A 17,266-nucleotide genomic window follows, 5' to 3' on the forward strand; every position below is an offset into this window, starting at 1 on the left:
GTTATATTTCTTATTTACTTATAATTATTTTACAATAATCCAATACTTGATTATTTAGAAAATATTAGTTTTTCTAAAGGAATATCTATTTCTGGTGTCTGTAATAGAAAGTAACTGTCATTAATACTCAAAGTTGATGAAACTTCCATTTTATTAAATCTAACGTTTCCTAAAAAACGGCAACTATTAAAACGTGTTGTCTTGTTTTTAGTGCTTATAAAATCAAAATCCTGAAGAAATATAGAGTGGCTCAAATCGGCTTTATCCATAAACTCTGTATAATTAAAAAGCGACTTACCTCTACAGTCTATTAAAGTAAAGTCTGCATATTTATAAAACGTTGCAGCACTAAATTGCGATTCAGAATTAAACAAGCTACTTTGAAAACTTACCGTACCGTAAAACTTAGTGTTCATAAAATTAGCTTTTTGATTAAAAAATGCATTTTGAAATCGCAACGATTCCTCAAATACACATTTATTAAAAAATGCATTTTCATGACAGTTTAGTTCTTCAAAATTGGCACTCTTATTAAACGATGATCCCGTAAAATCAGTTCTTCCAACAATACTACTTCCTCTAAAATTCACATCGTCCATAAAAATACAATCTATAAAAGAAACGTTGCCTTGAAAAGCGGTTAGCACAATGTTTCCGTTTTCCATTTTCCTAAAAGCATTTACAGACTTATTAAATATGCATTTTTTAAAAGTGATACCAGATTTTATATTCACCTGATAAACTCCTTCACTTATAAGATGTGTATTAAAAAATGATGTGAAATCAAGTAGCTCATCAATGGTCTGATTCTCTATATAAACATGCTGTTCATTTTGTATTAATTGTTTTAGGTTATTGTCTTTATTGTTTGAAGCGTTTTGGGTGGCACAAGATAACTGCGTTAAAGCAGCCATTAGCAATAGAACATATTTCATAAGTCGTGTATTTTAAAAATGAGATTTCAAGACCTATGCAAATTTGATTACATAGGCTTGAAACTTCACTATTGATTAATTAAATCTTAATTCCCGTAGTATTTATCCTTGACACGTTGGATATGCGCATCAATTTTACTATCTATATTTCCGTTTTGCTTTTCTTTTTTAATGAATTCTAAAATTTCTTTTTGTGTATATGCATTTTTAAAACTCTCAGTAACCACCGTATTGTGAATATTGTTTTTTAGCCTTTCAGAATTAGGCTCAACATTATTTACGAAATTGAATTGACTAACACTATCTGCAGATCTAGAGCTATAACCGTAATCAAAATATTTTGGGTCTATAGTTGTATAAAACAAATTATTCATTTCATCTTGTTCATTAAATTTATCTTCTGCATCAGCAATTAAAACCAAATAATAATAACCTGATAATTCTGGCATATAGTAAGTTCTTGTTTGGCTTTGTTGTCCCCAAGCCGTTTGGGTAAAACTAGAACCTGATGGAATATCGAGATTAAAGATACAGTTGTCTGCCGTTGGGCAATCGTAAGTATTCACAGGAATTGAACTATTAAACTGATCGTAATAAATTACACCATAATCATTAGCATCAAAGGCATTGAAATAAATATAATAAATAGACCAATCGTTATTTACAGATGCTGTTTGGTTTCCTATATTATAAATATTAAAATCAATCATTCTTTCTGTTGCAATCCCACTAATTTGGTAAGTAGAATAATCTGCAAAAACCCATGGTGCTAGATCCACTCCTGAGGTATTGGGATCAACGTCGTCTGGCGGATTATTATCTCCTCCACTTTCTTGGTCTGAGGCAATAAAAAGAGGTTTATCTCCATCGTAACTGGTACAAAACTCATTAATCATATAGTTATAGTCTATCCAGATGTATCCAAAATCTCCCCATAATTCGCCCCAAGAATTAATAACTTTAAAAGCGCCTCCAGAACCTTTAGAATCATCATAACCTGCAATTACCATTGCATGATATGCATGTTGCCCTACATTATTATAAGATGTACTTGAGGACAATACAACATCGCTATTCCAACTCATAAAATTATCGGCTAATTTTGCTCCAAGAATTACAGGAATATTGTTCGCTAAATTTTGTTTAATACTTGAAATATTGGCGTCAATTTTTCTCCAATATTTTATTTTATTCTGATTAGCTTCTGTAGTCCAACTCGATTGCACATTAGAACTAGAACAATCACCTAAATTTGTATAAGGCACTGTTTGAGCCGTAGCTACTCCTCTATTTTGAAGCACAGTAAGTGCTTCAGAAAAATTAGTACCACTACAATCCTGACCTTTATTATTATCTGGAATTGCAGTAAATAAATCTTTAGCACTAAATTGATTAGATGGTGATGCCAATTGTGAAGTTGAGTACCCTTTACTCATTCCATTTAAAGCAGTCTTAATATTATAACCTACCGCCCAAGACACACAAGTACCGTATTGACCTTGATCTCCAATGGGTGGAAATTTAGGAACCAAATCTACCGACGAAGGTAAACTGGTGTTTCCAAAGCTAAAATTTGTTGATGTTGGGATGCTGCTTAGATCATCTTGTCCATTCCATCCAAGCGCAAATTCACTTTGTGGATTATCATCATCATCGTCAATAGGCTCACTATCTTTGTCACAACTAACAAAAACACTTAATTGTAGTGCAAGAATAGCATACAGAAATAAATTAATTTTTTTCATAATAATTGGTTTAATAGTTCGTATTACCTGTATATCGAAACCAATTAAATATGTCATCACAAAAAACTTTAATAATTTAAAAAAGTTATTTTGTGAGCTTACAGCTACTATTTGGAGTATAAAAAAAGTGCCCTTATTTCTAAAGGCACTTTTTTCATTATAATTTTACTTAATTATTTTGCAATATTCACTGCTCTTGTTTCTCTAATCACAGTAACCTTAACCTGACCCGGATAAGTCATATCTGTTTGGATTTTTTGAGAAATCTCAAACGATAAACTTGCTGCTTTTTCGTCCGTTACCTTTTCACTCTCTACAATAACACGTAGTTCTCTACCTGCTTGTATTGCATAAGCTTTCTTTACGCCCGTAAACCCGAAAGCGACATCTTCTAAATCTTTAAGACGTTGTATATAAGAATCTAATACTTGGCGTCTTGCACCTGGTCTTGCACCAGAAATAGCATCACATACCTGTATTATTGGCGACAATAAAGTCGTCATTTCTATTTCATCGTGGTGTGCTCCAATAGCATTACAAACTTCTGGTTTTTCACCATGTTTTTCTGCCCATTGCATTCCTAAAATAGCATGTGGAGTTTCTACATCTGTTTCAGAAGATGGCACTTTTCCTATATCGTGTAATAATCCTGCTCGTTTAGCTAACTTAGGGTTTAAACCTAATTCTGCAGCCATTACACCACAGAGTTTAGCAACTTCTCGAGAGTGTTGTAATAAGTTTTGTCCGTAAGACGAACGGTACTTCATACGACCTACCATCTTTATTAATTCTGGGTGTAAACCATGAATTCCTAAATCGATAACCGTACGTTTTCCAACTTCTATAATTTCTTGTTCTATTTGTTTTTCGGTCTTTTTTACAATTTCTTCAATTCTTGCAGGATGTATTCTTCCATCAGTCACCAACTTGTGCAACGATAAACGTGCTATTTCACGTCGTACAGAATCAAAACACGATAAGATAATGGCTTCTGGAGTATCATCTACAATAATTTCAACTCCTGTTGCAGCCTCAATTGCTCTAATATTTCTTCCTTCTCTACCAATAATTCTACCTTTAACATCATCAGACTCTATATTAAAGACAGAGACACAGTTATCTACAGCCTCCTCTGTTCCAATACGCTGAATTGTATTGATAATTATTTTCTTAGCCTCTTGCTGAGCTGTTAACTTAGCCTCTTCTACATGATCTTGTATAAAAGCCATGGCATCAGTTTTAGCCTCTTCTTTAAGCGATTCTATTAATTGCTCCTTAGCTTCTTCTGCAGATAATGAAGAAATAACTTCTAGTTGTTTTATTTGGTTTTTGTGAGCCTTTTCAACTTCTTCTTGTTTCTTTTCTAAAAATTCTAATCTAAAATCGTAATCCTTAATTTTAGACTCTAAAGATTGATTCGTTTTTTTAGACTTAGAAAGTTCGTTAGATATTTGAGACTCTTTATCTCTAATTCTTTTTTCAGATTCAGCCATTTTCTTATCACGAGATAGTATTACTTTTTCGTGCTCAGATTTAAGCTCAATAAATTTTTCTTTTGCCTGAAGCATTTTATCTTTTTTAATAGATTCTCCATCAGACTTTGCTTGCTTTAAAATAGATTTAGCTTCCATTTCTGCATTAGCAATTAGTTTAGAAGCTTTTCCTTTTTCTAAAGATTTTGCTATAATATATCCCAGTATTACTCCTAATACTACTCCGCCAACTATATATATAATTGTGTTAGTGTCCATTTTTCTTATTTAGTTTATTTAGATTGGTGGTTCTTTTTTAAATTTCTACCTAAAGTTGAAATATAAAAAAAGCCTATATCAGTTATCGGTTTTGTATAAACTCCTTAAAAACAAGTTTAGGGCTAACAAGCTGATCAAAAATCTGTCTAAGATACTGAAACGAGTTCAGCACTAACAGCACGATTTTACAACTTAAACTCACCCTTTTTAAAGAATTGATCGTTGAGTTTATCAAAAAATGTAACTAATATAGGCAGTAACCTTATTTTATTTTAAAGAACGTACGAGTTAAATATGTGCTTGTAAAAGTTCATTCAAAGCTTCTAACTTTTCTTGAACCTCTTCATTTACATACTCTTTATCTATTGATTTTTGCTCTACTTGAGCCGCAAATTGCAAGGCACACATGGCCAAAACATCTTGCTTATCTCTTACAGAGTAATTCTGCTCAAATTGTCCAATCATAGCCTCAATTTTCTTTGTGGCTTTTCGTAAACCTTCCTCTTGACTCGGGTTTATCGTTAACGGATAAACTCTATTTGCTATAGAAAGTTTAATTTTTAATTGTTCTGACATATCACGTCTAAATTTACAACTTTATTCTGAGAGTTGCCCTATACAATGGTCAATATCTCTTATAAGTGCATTTATTTTGAGCTTCGTTTCTCGTTTATTTTCGTCACTACCAAGCATTGAATTTGCCATTTTGAGTGTATCATGTTTTTCTATCCAACCAGCAATTTCTTCCTGCTGATCCAAAACCTTTTGTTGCTGCTGTTGTAATTGTTCTGAGAGCTTAGCGTTGGTCTGTTTTAAAACCTCTTGCTTGTGTAAAATCTTACTGATTTTATTCTCTAACGCGTCAACAATGTCTTCTATTTTACTCATTAAAGCAATTCAATACTATTGAAACAAAGTTAACATACCAAATGAAGAAATACAATTCTTTTACAATTATTTTTTATTTATATAACTTTAAAGGGTTTAAAGCGTTAAGAAAAATAATGCGCTTTTAACGTTTGATTATCGTTATCAAATTAATATTTTAGCAGTAATAGTACAACATATGAAACAATTTTTGATACTTTTTTTACTAACCTGCTCTGCTTATGGACAATCAGAATATCCTCAAGATTATTTTAGAAATCCACTAGATATTTCTTTGGTTCTTGCCGGAACATTTGCAGAATTAAGGTCAACTCATTTTCATGGTGGTTTAGATATTAAAACACAACAAAAAGAAGGCTTAAAAGTTTATACCGCTGCACAAGGTTACGTAAGCAGGATTAAAGTTTCGCATTTTGGCTACGGAAAAGCCTTATACATTACACATCCTAATGGGTATACAACCGTTTATGGGCATCTTAAAAAATTCTCAAAGCGTTTAGAAGACTATATTAAAGAATGCCAGTATGAAAAAGAGAGTTATGAGGTAGAAATGTTTCTAGGAGTCGAAGAAATCTTAGTAGAACCTAACGAAGTTATTGCTTATTCTGGTAATACAGGTAGTTCTGGCGGACCGCATTTACATTTCGAAATTAGAGATAATCAAGAACGCCCAATGAACCCTTTGCTTTTTGGATTGGAAGTAAAAGACTCAAAAGCACCTTATGTCACTGCTATTTTTGCATATCCTAAAGATGAAAACGCAACTATTAATGGTAAAAACCAAAGAGCTGAACTACGATTAATCCCAAGAAAAACAGGAGATTATATGGTTGAAGAAATTAAAGCCCATGGAGCTATTGGTTTTGGTGTTACTTCTAATGACAAACAAGATTTAGCTCCAAATAAAAATGGCGTCAGTAATATCCAGTCATTCTTTAACGGTAATAAAAGTTTAGAAGTCGATTTTAAACGTTTTAGTTTTGATGAAACTAAACATATAAAAAGGTATGTAGATTACGAATACTACAAAAGTAAAAAATCTAAAATTCAGAAGTTATTCATTGAAAAAAATAACCCTTTAAGTCTTTTTAAAGACCCTTATGACAATGGTTATGTTATGATTAAAGACAGTACATCTTCTGTTTACAAAATAAGAATAAGAGATTATCATGATAATGAAACATGGGTAACAATACCAATAAAAGGAAAACTTGAAACCATAAAAAAGGATAGTATTGATAATGTCACTACAAAATCCTTAGTTCATAGCAATAAACCTACAACTCTAACCTCTGGATTTGTGACTGTTAATTTCTATGAAAACACATTATACGATGATACCTATATAGATTTTAAAGTAAGTTCTGACACCCTTTTCTTAGGTGAAGACCGCATTCCTATGCAAAAGAACTTTTATATCAATTACGATTTAAGCAACTATAAAAGTGAACATCAAGAAAAATTATTTATTGCTAGGTTTTATGGCAATTATTGGAAACCTTATTACGTTACTAGCTCACGTAAAGGCAATGTGTTAACGGCTAAAACTAAAGCATTAGGAACTTTTGCTTTAGCAACTGATCTTACACCACCAACCATAAAACCTATTAATTTTCAGGATAAAAAATGGATAAGTAAATACCGTTATCTTAAAGTTAAGATTGAAGACGACCTTTCTGGCATCAGCAAATACAGAGCTACAGTTAATGGAAAGTGGATTTTAATGGAGTATGATTATAAAACAAACACCTTAACACACGATTTTAATGATAATATCGTTAAGGATACTAAGAATGAATTAAAAATAATTGTGACGGATAATGTTGGAAATAGTTCTACATTTGAAGCAACATTTTTTAGAAAATAGAAAAAGACCATAGACCGCTTCGCTTTTAGAACTTAAAACAAAGACTATTAAAGTTCAAGATCTAAAACTTGGCATATAAAACTAAATTATTTGAAACGCTTATATTTCTCAGTCCTACTCAGCTTACTCTTTAGTTTGCTATCCTTTTCTCAATCTGCCATTATTAGAGGTGTTATTTTAGATGAAGCTCAAAACCCAATAGAAGGGGTTAATATAAAAACAAATACAGGCGAAGGTACTGCCACAAACAGTAACGGATTTTACGAACTTAAAATTCCTTATGGAGTTGAAATAACTGTTGAGTTTACCCATGTTTCACACAAACGTATAGAACAAAAGTTTAATTTAAAAAACGGCCAGGAAATAGAATACAACCCTGTAATGTTAATTGAATTTGAACAAATTGCTACTGTTGTTATTAATACAAATACCAGACAATCTGTTGATGGAGTCACCTCTATTTCTCCACAAATGATAAGAACTATAAAAGGTGCACAACCAGGTGTTGAAAATATTTTAAAAACCTTACCTGGCGTTAATATCTCTAATGAATTAAGCACACAATACTCTGTAAGAGGTGGAAACTTTGATGAAAACCTTGTTTACGTTAATGAGATTGAAGTGTATAGACCTTTTTTAATTCGCTCTGGAAATCAAGAAGGTTTAAGTTTTGTAAATACCGATTTGGTTCAGAATGTCGATTTTTCAGCTGGAGGTTTTCAAGCCAAATACGGTGATAAATTATCCTCTGTTTTAGATATTACATACCGAAATCCGGTAGATTTTGGAATAAGAGCAGATTTAAGTTTACTAGGCGGAAGTATCGCTGCAGAAACCGTTTCCAAAGACGGAAAATTTTCTGGTATTGCAGGAGTTAGATATAGAGACAACAGTTTATTATTAAATAGTTTAGAAACCGAAGGCAATGTTGAACCTGTTTTTGCTGACGCACAAACCTACTTAACATATCGTTTTTCAAGTAAATTTCATCTAAATTTTCTAGGAAACATATCTTTAAACAAATACAATTTTCAACCAGAAAATAGACAAACCAATTTTGGTACCTTAGAAGATCCTGTGGCACTATTAGTAGTTTATGAGGGACAAGAAAAAGACAAATACCAAACTTATTTTGGAGCCTTTAAAGCCAATTATTTTGTTAATGATGATTTAACTCTTAAACTCATTGCTTCAGCCTACCATACTACAGAACAAGAATACTTTGATATATTAGCCCAATACCGTTTAGGTGAAGTAAATACAAATATAGGAGATGAGAATTTAGGTGAAGTAGAATTTAGTGAAGGTATTGGCTCGCAATTAACACATGCACGTAATGATTTAGATGCTCTAATCTTTAATGCAGAACACAGGGGAGATTACAAAATTGATGACGAAAGTACTGTAGAATGGTCTGTAAAATACACTCACGAAGATATTAGAGACCGCTTAGTCGAATATGAAGTTATTGATTCTGCAGGTTTTTCAATTAGACCTCCTCGTTTTAGCCAACCTAACCCACAACCTTACACCCCGTTTACAGGACCATTAACGGCTTTTGAAAACATAAAATCTTTAAATTTTGTAAAAATAAATAGACTACAATCTTTTGTACAATACAGCAAACAAACCGACTGGAATGGACACGAGATATTTTACAACGCAGGTGTAAGAACACACAGCTGGTCTGTTAGTGGTGATGGTATTTCTGATAATAAAACTCAAACTGTTATTAGTCCAAGAGCTCAGTTTGCCATTAAACCAAATTGGGAAAAAGACATGCTTTTTAGAGTTGCAGGTGGCCTGTATTATCAACCTCCGTTTTACAGAGAGTTAAGAGATTCTTCAGGTACAGTACAACCTAACGTTAAAGCACAACAATCGTTTCATGTTGTTGTAGGTAATGAATACAGCTTTCAACTATGGGAAAGACCATTTAAACTGGTTAGTGAAGCTTATTTTAAAGGGATGACAGATGTTAATCCTTATACCTTAGAAAACGTTAGAATACGCTACAGTGCGGACAATAATGCTAAGGCCTATGCTTATGGACTAGATTTACGACTTAATGGTGAGTTTGTACCTGGAACGGAATCTTGGTTTAGTTTTGGTTATTTAAAAACAGAAGAGAACATAGACAATCGAGGGTATATTGCAAGACCAACCGATCAACGTTTAAAATTTGGGGCTTTATTTCAAGACTATGTACCTAATATGCCTGATTTAAAAATGTACTTAAATCTCGTTTACAACACCGGAGTACCTGGTGGTTCGCCTAGTTATGCAGATCCATATATTTATCAAATACGCTTAAAAGATTATAGACGTGCAGATTTAGGCATCTCATTTGAAGTTGTAAATCCAGAAAAAACATATAATGCTAAATGGAAAAAATCGTTTAGAGAATTAGCTATTGGATTTGAAATCTACAATATGTTTAATAATCAAAACTCTATTACCAATACATGGGTTAGAGACGTTTATTCTAAGGCACAATATGCTATTCCAAATTATTTAACACCTCGCGTTTTTAATTTAAGATTATCCGCTCGTTTTTAGATTAAATCTAATTTTTACAGTCTATCTATACCTTTTTTTAGTGGAACAACCGATATTTTCGATATTAAGCACTTATATCATGCTTTAATTTATTAAATTTGTAACTATCTAATTGGCTTTAGGTTACCCTACTAAACTTCAGCATAAATTTTTAAGACATGAAATTTCCTTTCTTAGCATGTATTTTGCTATGCTCTAGTGTAGCTTTTGCTCAATTAACAGTAACAAACAATTCTTATGTTTTTGTTGATGGAGATGGGTTTACAGCCGCTCCAGATATAGCTCCTTTATACGTTACAAATGCCGTGAACTTAACAGGAACCAATAGTCATATCTATTTAAGAAACGAAGCACAATTAATTCAAGATTTTGGAGCTGCTACAAGTACAAATTCTGGAACAGGACAATTAAGCGTTTATCAAACAGGCACTGTAAATCAATGGGCTTATAACTATTGGTGCTCTCCTGTTGGTAATAATTCTGCAGCAACTGGAAATGAAAATGCACGTGTCAATTTAATTGATGATGCCACAGGATTAACATCTAGCACAGATGCTGCATTTACTACGGCTTTTAATGGGAGTTCAAGTCCTTTAACAATTTCTGATCGTTGGCTATGGACCTACCAAACATCCGATCAATATCTTGATTGGGTTTATGTAGGTGCTGCCGGAAATATTAGACCAGGACTTGGCTTTACAATGAAAGGAAACGGAGTTGGTCTAACAGGTAGCCAAGTATATGATTTTAGAGGCAAACCTAATAACGGCACCATTACTAATGATGTGGCTAACGGCTTAAATACTTTAATTGGTAATCCATATCCAAGTGCAATGGATACTGTCGAGTTTATTCACGATCCTCAAAACCAAGCATCAATTACAGGCACCCTACTTTTTTGGGAACAAGATGGTTCTGTAAATTCACATGTTTTACAAGATTATAGAGGAGGTTACTATTCGTTCACTATTGACGCCTCAGGAACAGTAATTACGGATACTCCTGCTCAATTTATGACTTACGACGAACAAGACAACACCTTTCCTTTAGCTATACCAACTAATGGTTCTAAATCTGCTGGTAGATATATTCCAATAGGACAAGGCTTTATGGTTGAAGGCATTGCTGGTACACCAGGAACTCCAGCTACTGTTTACACTAAAAACTCCCATCGTGTATTTGCCAAAGAATCTGATGGTAACAGTTATTTCTTTAGAAGCAGTGCTGACAATGGCGATAACACTGCTGAAACTACAGACATTCAATATCAAGAGAATGGACTTTCTATTGTGCCTAATGATTTTAAACGTTTTAGAATCAATGTAGATTTTACTGTTGAAGAAGCACAATATACCAGACAATTGGTTTTAAATTTTCATGAATCTGCCACTGCTGGTTTTGATTATGGTTTAGAATTAATTCATTCTGAACCTACTCCTTCAGATGCTTATTTCTTATTGGATGACAAAATATACAATGGACAAGCTTTTCCTTTTGAAGAAACACTTATCGTCCCTTTAACTATAGATATTGAGCAACAACAGCCTTTACGTTTTAGAATTTTTGATATTCAGAATTTTGATGATTCTCAAGGTATCTATATTCACGATTTAGAGAATGACACTTATGTTAATTTGAGAAATTTAGATTACGAACTCAATATTGAACCAGGAAACTACACAAATCGTTTTGAAATTGTATTTACACCTGAAGATGGCTCTCTTGGTGTTGATGAGCTTGACTTAGCCTCTTTAAAAATACAGCAAAATAATAAAGTTCATGAACTTTCCGTGCATAACCCAAATGGTTTAGACATTAAAACTATTGAAATTTTTGACGTTGCTGGTAAACGTATTTTACAAGCTAATTTTGATGCTATAAAAAACAAATATGACTTATCTACATTACGTTTGAGTGATGGATTTTACGTGGTAAATGTTGCTACTAATTCAAATACAAAGGCCAAATCTCAAAAAATTATTGTTAAGAACTAACAAATTCCTTTAAAACAGTAACCACATAATCCAATTCTTCTTTAGTGTTATATATACTGAAGGAGAAACGGACTGATGGTTGTTTCAATTTCTCATCATTTAATATTTCTGTTAACACATGCGATTGTTGGTTACTTCCACTTTGACAAGCGCTACCCTTAGAACAAGCAATTCCTTTTAAATCGAGTTGAAATTGTAACATTGGTGCTTTTTGTGGTGCAATTGGCAAACAAACATTCACTAATGTATAAGTACTCTTCATTTCTTCTTCTTCACAACTTCCATTAAAACTAGCGTTTGGTAAATGTGCTTTTATTTGCTGAATGAAATAACGCTTTAATGCAGAAACGTATTTTTTATCTTCTTCTAAATTGGCATAAGCAATTTTAAGTGCCTCATCCATACCAACTATATTATGTATCGATTCAGTACCAGCTCTATAGCCTCTCTCCTGTTCGCCACCAAAAATCAAAGGTTTTAATCCCGATTCTTTTCTCACAAAACAAAACCCCACTCCTTTTGGCCCATGAAACTTATGTGCACTTGCCGCTAAAAAATCAATTGAAATAGTCTGTAAATCTATTTTATAATGTCCAACAGACTGCACAGTATCTGTATGAAATAAGGCGTCATAGGTTTTACAAAGATTTGCAACACGCTCAATATCTAAAATATTACCAATTTCATTATTTATATGCATTAAGCTAACTACAGTCTTGTTTCCAGACTGTAACAATGTTTCTAAATGAGCATAATTTATAACACCACAATCATCTAAATCTACAAAGCTTAATGTTACATCATATTCTTTCTGTAACTGTTCTGCTGTATGCAAAACAGCATGATGCTCAATTTTAGAAAGAATAATTTCTGTAACTCCTAAATCTCTCACTGCACTTCGCAGTGCTAAATTATCGGCTTCAGTACCTCCAGAAGTAAAAATAATTTCTGAAGCTGACACATTAAAATAGGAGGCTATATTTTTTCGACACTGTTCCAAAAGTGCTTTAGACGAGCGACCAAAACTATGCGTGGACGATGCATTTCCGTAACTTTCTCGCATTACTTGCGTCATTCGCTCTATAACTTTTGGCCGTATAGCTGTTGTCGCTGCGTTGTCTAAATATACTTGCTTCATATTGCAAAAATATCGTAAATAAAATTATTTAGTTAATGGAGCGTTATAATTTTACAAATCGTTTATTTTTGTTCAAAATTGAGTCTATGATACGTCGTTTTTTTATCTGTTTTATTTTAGTGTTTATAGTCGCTTGTGATGATGGCGATATTTTAACTGTTGATTTAGATTTTGAAGGAAACTTAGAACGTTGTGATAATTTTGAAGAGTACCATTTAATATATGATACACGAGAAGATCCAAGTGAATCTCTCATTTTAATTTTACCTAAAAACAACGCCAACAACGCTCTTTTTACAACTCCTACACCTGTAGGCGAACCCGTAACTATAGATATTAGTTCTACTAATGCTAGATTTTTATTTAGAACTTACAATAGAAACCTGAGTGATAGCGAATTATGCGATATTGTACCGCCCTATGATTTATCAATTGCGGATAATTATGAAGCATTTGATGGCCAAATTCAAATTACAGTAACTGTTGTAGATGATGATAATGATGGAGTACCTGCCGAATTTGAAGGTTTAGCCGGAGAGCCATACGAAGATGGTATTTATTGGGATTCTTTAGACACTGACCAAGATGGGCTTCCAGATTATATAGATAAAGACGATGACAATGACAACGTACTAACTATAGATGAAATTGATAATACAGATGGTGATGATGACCCAACCACTAACCCTCTAAATACAGATGGAGATTTAGTACTAGGTGGAGATGAGCTACCTGACTATTTAGATTCCGACGATGATGGTGATAATATCCCCACTTATTTAGAAGATGTAGATGGAGATCAAAACCCAAGAGATCTCTCTAACTACGTTGTTGATGAGTTTGGATCAGACATTTTTCGTTATTTATATAATCACGAAGATTATTTAGACACCTATCCAGATCCAGGAAAAAGAGTTACAACATATACCAGAACGGTAACAACAAGTATTACAATAGTAGGTATTGATTTAGAAATTCTAAGAACAACAATTATTGATTTTGGTACTTTAACAACAACCTTAGAAGTAACACCAAGTATCTTTTTAGATTAAGGTGCTATATTCTGAAAAATTCTAACTTCTGTAGCTCCTAACCCGTAGGTTTTATAATCTGCATCATAATATTTAACATTATTATAGCGACCAAAAAGCGTTTCTAACTCTTGTCGTAACACTCCTTCTCCTACTCCATGTATAAATACAATTTTAGGAATACGCTTTCGCATGGCAAATTCTAATTGTCCTCTAGCTGTATCTAATTGAAGATTTAGCATGTCATAATTAGACATACCTTTTGATGATTTTGTTAAATGGTGAATATGCAAGTCTACTTCAAATTTTGGAGCATGCCGTTCTTTCGGTTTTACCGTTGGTGCAGACTTTCGTTTTCTAGATGCTTTTTCTTTTTTTACAGCTTCAATATCCGTGTTGTAAACGGCATTTTCTAGACTATTACCAGAAGCCATTAACATGAGTTCTTGAGCTTCAAACTGAAAGTCGAAACCATGAACGTCTTCAACAAAAATCATGTCTCCTGAAATTTTCGTAATAACTCCAGAAATAGCATCATCAATAGTTTCTACGGTATCACCTATTTTAAATTTCATCTTCCTTTTCGCTTTTAATAAAAGATTCCTCAGGCTTATCGTGCTTACTTGGAATATTTCTAGAAGTTCTATAAATACCAAATACTAATAACACAATGCCTCCTATTAAGATATAACTATTTTGTTCCTGTTGTGCTTGTGCATAAAAAGCGATTAAGCCACCAACAACGATACAAATAAAATTTATGGTCCTAGAAATATTCATAACTAATAAATTATTAAACGCAAAAGTAAGGTTTAGAAAAATATTTACGGCAATAGCAAATGAATTTTAAAATGAGGTATAAATTATTTATCAAATTCTTAATTTAGCGGCATGCTAATACTTGCAAAAGGACTTGAGGATTATATGTTACCATGCCTAAACAAACAACTTTTAGGCTTTGACTGTATGGGTTGTGGGCTTCAACGCTCTGTAGCCTTAATACTTAATGGTCAATTAATAGATGCCTTTTTTATGTATCCTGCAATCTATACTTTAATTGCCTTCTTTGGATTTTTAATTGTAAACAGTTTTAAAAATTTTAAGCATGGCAATAAAATTATTATTATATTGGCTTTAGCTAATGTATTAATCATAGTTATTAGTTACCTAATCAAACTTTACTTAAAATAAATCAAACAAAAATTATGGAACAACAAAAACTAAACCCAGCTATTGTTTATGTATTAGCTATTATTGGATTACTATGCTGCTGCTTTGGCGGTCTTGGTGTATTACTTTCAGCACCTGCTTTTTTTATTGCACAAAGTGGCTTAAAGAAAGCCAGTCTTAATCCTGAAAACTACGATCAAGGAAGTGTAAAAGCAATGAATACAGCTAAAATTGTAGCATTAATAATTTTAATTATAAATGTGGTTTACTTGCTAATGACTATTTACAGAATATACACTGTTGGTTGGGACGAAATAATGTTACAGTCACAAGAAATGATGGAACAAATCCAACAAAATCAATAGTACTTTAATAAAAAATAAAAAAGCGATTTTCTTAATTGAAAATCGCTTTTTTTTATGTCTATGCTGAAATTATTACTAAGATTCAAACTCTTTTAAAGTCTTAATGATAATAGACACACAATCTAGTAATTGTTCTTTTGTCATTACTAAAGGTGGTGCAAAACGAATAATATTACCATGTGTTGGTTTTGCTAACAAGCCATTGTCTCTTAATTTTAAACAAATATTCCAAGCAGTATCACTGTCTTCTGTATCGTTTATTAAAATAGCATTCAATAACCCCTTACCTCTTACAGAATTAACAATAGAACTTGTTTCAATAAATTTAGATAATTCACTTCTAAATAAGTCTCCTAATTCTTGAGCATTGTTTGCTAAATTTTCATCCTTAACAACTTCTAAAGCCGCAATAGCCACTGCCGCAGCAATTGGATTTCCTCCAAACGTACTTCCGTGATTTCCTGGTTTTATAACATTCATAATGTTATCATTTGCCAAAACAGCAGACACAGGATATGCACCACCTGATAAGGCTTTTCCTAAGATTAGAATATCTGGCTTAACGTTTTCATGGTCTACAGCTAACATCTTTCCAGTTCTAGCAATACCTGTTTGTACTTCGTCTGCAATAAATAAAACATTATGAGCTTCACATATCGCTTTTGCTTTTGCTAAATACCCTTCACTTGGCACATAAACTCCTGCTTCACCTTGAATTGGTTCTACTAAAAAGCCAGCAACATTAGGATTGTTTTTTAACGTATCTTCTAAAGCTTCTAAATTGTTGTACTCAATTTTTATAAAACCATTCGTATAAGGTCCAAAGTTTTTACGTGCTATAGGATCGTTACTAAACGAAATGATTGTTGTTGTTCTTCCGTGGAAGTTGTTTTCACATACAACAATCTCAGCTTCATTTTCATCAATTCCTTTAACTTCATAAGCCCATTTTCTACAAAGTTTTAAAGCTGTTTCTACAGCTTCGGCACCTGTATTCATTGGTAAAAGCTTATCGAAATTAAATGTTTCGGAAGCGTATTTTTCATATTTCCCTAACATATCATTATAAAATGCTCTTGATGTTAAGGTTAGTGTTTGTGCTTGCTTAGTCATAGCAGCAACAATTTTAGGATGACAATGCCCTTGATTTACGGCAGAGTAAGCAGACAAAAAATCGTAATATTGTTTACCTTCTACATCCCATACATGTACACCTTCTCCTCTACTCAATACTACAGGTAGTGGATGGTAATTGTGCGCACCATATTTGTTTTCTAAATCTATCGCTTCTTGCGATGTTAATTGGTCTATAACAGCCATTTTAAAAATAATTTAATAAATGAATAAAATATCCATTCCTTCATCACCTTTATTCTTTCAAACGTATTGAAAAAGCAGCGTGGGAGAGAAATCATCCCTAAGAACGTGCAAATTAATAAATATTCTTTTCGATTTAAAACTTACTCTGTTATTTTTCCTGACAATGCTAAAACTTGAAGCTCGGGCGTCCCAATAAACCCTTTTGGTTTAGAGAACTGAAATTTAATATCATCAAAATCACTCATCTCAATAATAGTATATCTAATATGACCATGACCGCCTTTACTTCCAAATTGCAATCCATTCTTGAATTTTATGGCTGGCCAGTTTTCAGAAAGCCAAACTAAATCTTCAGAAGACGCTAATGTTTTAAATAATTGAGACACCTTTTCTTTAGGCTGATGGATTATTCTGGTATGCCTATTTTTCACTCTCATACTTTAAAGACGACAGAATTATAAAAAGGTTCATTTTATTTTGAAATTCTTTTTAAAGTTAATCTA

Annotated in this window: 16 protein-coding genes and 1 other RNA gene; 6 read left to right on the forward strand and 11 right to left on the reverse strand. The window is 32.6% G+C overall.

The features are described 5' to 3' along the window. Window positions 1-50: 50 nt before the first annotated feature. From ABD730_RS10785 to ABD730_RS10810, 6 genes are all read right to left on the reverse strand, one after another. A complete protein-coding gene (locus ABD730_RS10785) occupies window positions 51-935 on the reverse strand; it encodes a pentapeptide repeat-containing protein (protein WP_334466562.1) in 885 nt (294 codons plus the stop codon). 86 nt (window positions 936-1,021) lie between these two features. Then, a complete protein-coding gene (locus ABD730_RS10790) occupies window positions 1,022-2,680 on the reverse strand; it encodes a C1 family peptidase (RefSeq protein WP_344714489.1) in 1,659 nt (552 codons plus the stop codon). Between the two features lie 173 nt (window positions 2,681-2,853). Then, entirely contained in the window at window positions 2,854-4,431 is a 1,578-nt protein-coding gene (gene rny / locus ABD730_RS10795; protein ID WP_215926015.1) for a ribonuclease Y, read from the reverse strand. 97 nt (window positions 4,432-4,528) lie between these two features. Then, window positions 4,529-4,659, reverse strand: a non-coding RNA gene (gene ssrS / locus ABD730_RS10800) — 6S RNA. Window positions 4,660-4,719: 60 nt separating this feature from the next. After that, complete coding sequence (locus ABD730_RS10805; protein ID WP_178987955.1) at window positions 4,720-5,007, reverse strand: cell division protein ZapA; 288 nt, start codon at window positions 5,005-5,007, stop codon at window positions 4,720-4,722. A 21-nt stretch (window positions 5,008-5,028) separates the two neighbouring features. Beyond that, window positions 5,029-5,319, reverse strand: a complete 291-nt coding sequence (locus ABD730_RS10810) for a hypothetical protein (protein ID WP_215926017.1) — start codon at window positions 5,317-5,319, stop codon at window positions 5,029-5,031. A gap of 178 nt (window positions 5,320-5,497) precedes the next feature. Here ABD730_RS10810 and ABD730_RS10815 point away from each other — a divergent pair, with 178 nt between their 5' ends. From ABD730_RS10815 to ABD730_RS10825, 3 genes are all read left to right on the forward strand, one after another. Further along, entirely contained in the window at window positions 5,498-7,186 is a 1,689-nt protein-coding gene (locus tag ABD730_RS10815) for a M23 family metallopeptidase (RefSeq protein ID WP_344714496.1), read from the forward strand. 90 nt (window positions 7,187-7,276) lie between these two features. Then, complete coding sequence (locus ABD730_RS10820) at window positions 7,277-9,745, forward strand: TonB-dependent receptor (protein ID WP_344714498.1); 2,469 nt, start codon at window positions 7,277-7,279, stop codon at window positions 9,743-9,745. Window positions 9,746-9,903: 158 nt separating this feature from the next. Next, complete coding sequence (locus tag ABD730_RS10825) at window positions 9,904-11,739, forward strand: T9SS type A sorting domain-containing protein (RefSeq protein WP_344714500.1); 1,836 nt, start codon at window positions 9,904-9,906, stop codon at window positions 11,737-11,739. Here ABD730_RS10825 and ABD730_RS10830 read toward each other — a convergent pair. Beyond that, a complete protein-coding gene (locus tag ABD730_RS10830; protein ID WP_344714502.1) occupies window positions 11,729-12,877 on the reverse strand; it encodes a cysteine desulfurase family protein in 1,149 nt (382 codons plus the stop codon). The two genes, ABD730_RS10825 and ABD730_RS10830, sit on opposite strands and share 11 nt — an antisense overlap. Before the next feature lie 86 nt (window positions 12,878-12,963). On the opposite strand from ABD730_RS10830, the gene ABD730_RS10835 reads away from it, so the two are divergent. Further along, window positions 12,964-13,929, forward strand: coding sequence for a hypothetical protein (locus tag ABD730_RS10835; protein ID WP_344714504.1), 966 nt, complete (start codon window positions 12,964-12,966; stop codon window positions 13,927-13,929). Here ABD730_RS10835 and ABD730_RS10840 read toward each other — a convergent pair. Both ABD730_RS10840 and ABD730_RS10845 read right to left on the reverse strand, forming a co-directional pair. Beyond that, a complete protein-coding gene (locus tag ABD730_RS10840; RefSeq protein ID WP_334466584.1) occupies window positions 13,926-14,483 on the reverse strand; it encodes a Smr/MutS family protein in 558 nt (185 codons plus the stop codon). The genes ABD730_RS10835 and ABD730_RS10840 overlap by 4 nt on opposite strands. Beyond that, window positions 14,473-14,688, reverse strand: a complete 216-nt coding sequence (locus tag ABD730_RS10845) for a hypothetical protein (protein ID WP_215926032.1) — start codon at window positions 14,686-14,688, stop codon at window positions 14,473-14,475. The genes ABD730_RS10840 and ABD730_RS10845 overlap by 11 nt, the downstream gene beginning before the upstream one ends. Window positions 14,689-14,799: 111 nt before the next feature. Between ABD730_RS10845 and ABD730_RS10850 the strand changes: the two genes are divergently transcribed. Together ABD730_RS10850 and ABD730_RS10855 are read left to right on the forward strand one after the other, a co-directional pair. After that, entirely contained in the window at window positions 14,800-15,099 is a 300-nt protein-coding gene (locus ABD730_RS10850; RefSeq protein ID WP_334466587.1) for a DUF2752 domain-containing protein, read from the forward strand. A 14-nt stretch (window positions 15,100-15,113) separates the two neighbouring features. After that, window positions 15,114-15,443, forward strand: a complete 330-nt coding sequence (locus tag ABD730_RS10855) for a CCC motif membrane protein (RefSeq protein ID WP_215926036.1) — start codon at window positions 15,114-15,116, stop codon at window positions 15,441-15,443. Window positions 15,444-15,518: 75 nt separating this feature from the next. Here ABD730_RS10855 and rocD read toward each other — a convergent pair whose 3' ends face one another. Then, window positions 15,519-16,763, reverse strand: coding sequence for an ornithine--oxo-acid transaminase (rocD, locus tag ABD730_RS10860; RefSeq protein WP_215926038.1), 1,245 nt, complete (start codon window positions 16,761-16,763; stop codon window positions 15,519-15,521). Window positions 16,764-16,903: 140 nt separating this feature from the next. Continuing rightward, on the reverse strand, window positions 16,904-17,200 hold the full coding sequence (locus ABD730_RS10865) for a hypothetical protein (RefSeq protein ID WP_344714510.1): 297 nt from the start codon (window positions 17,198-17,200) through the stop codon (window positions 16,904-16,906). Between the last annotated feature and the right edge of the window lie 66 nt (window positions 17,201-17,266).

Source organism: Winogradskyella damuponensis, assembly GCF_039538385.1.
GTDB lineage: Bacteria > Bacteroidota > Bacteroidia > Flavobacteriales > Flavobacteriaceae > Winogradskyella > Winogradskyella damuponensis.

What these genes read in the sequence shown, in the direction of transcription:
- ABD730_RS10865 (WP_344714510.1), bottom strand. Translation starts at nt 17,200, where the DNA reads ATGAGAGTGAAAAATAGGCATACCAGAATAATCCATCAGCCTAAAGAA.
- ABD730_RS10810 (WP_215926017.1), bottom strand. Translation starts at nt 5,319, where the DNA reads ATGAGTAAAATAGAAGACATTGTTGACGCGTTAGAGAATAAAATCAGT.
- ABD730_RS10835 (WP_344714504.1), top strand. Translation starts at nt 12,964, where the DNA reads ATGATACGTCGTTTTTTTATCTGTTTTATTTTAGTGTTTATAGTCGCT.
- ABD730_RS10840 (WP_334466584.1), bottom strand. Translation starts at nt 14,483, where the DNA reads ATGAAATTTAAAATAGGTGATACCGTAGAAACTATTGATGATGCTATT.
- ABD730_RS10830 (WP_344714502.1), bottom strand. Translation starts at nt 12,877, where the DNA reads ATGAAGCAAGTATATTTAGACAACGCAGCGACAACAGCTATACGGCCA.
- ABD730_RS10855 (WP_215926036.1), top strand. Translation starts at nt 15,114, where the DNA reads ATGGAACAACAAAAACTAAACCCAGCTATTGTTTATGTATTAGCTATT.
- ABD730_RS10850 (WP_334466587.1), top strand. Translation starts at nt 14,800, where the DNA reads ATGCTAATACTTGCAAAAGGACTTGAGGATTATATGTTACCATGCCTA.
- rocD (WP_215926038.1), bottom strand. Translation starts at nt 16,763, where the DNA reads ATGGCTGTTATAGACCAATTAACATCGCAAGAAGCGATAGATTTAGAA.
- rny (WP_215926015.1), bottom strand. Translation starts at nt 4,431, where the DNA reads ATGGACACTAACACAATTATATATATAGTTGGCGGAGTAGTATTAGGA.
- ABD730_RS10845 (WP_215926032.1), bottom strand. Translation starts at nt 14,688, where the DNA reads ATGAATATTTCTAGGACCATAAATTTTATTTGTATCGTTGTTGGTGGC.
- ABD730_RS10805 (WP_178987955.1), bottom strand. Translation starts at nt 5,007, where the DNA reads ATGTCAGAACAATTAAAAATTAAACTTTCTATAGCAAATAGAGTTTAT.
- ABD730_RS10785 (WP_334466562.1), bottom strand. Translation starts at nt 935, where the DNA reads ATGAAATATGTTCTATTGCTAATGGCTGCTTTAACGCAGTTATCTTGT.
- ABD730_RS10825 (WP_344714500.1), top strand. Translation starts at nt 9,904, where the DNA reads ATGAAATTTCCTTTCTTAGCATGTATTTTGCTATGCTCTAGTGTAGCT.
- ABD730_RS10815 (WP_344714496.1), top strand. Translation starts at nt 5,498, where the DNA reads ATGAAACAATTTTTGATACTTTTTTTACTAACCTGCTCTGCTTATGGA.
- ABD730_RS10790 (WP_344714489.1), bottom strand. Translation starts at nt 2,680, where the DNA reads ATGAAAAAAATTAATTTATTTCTGTATGCTATTCTTGCACTACAATTA.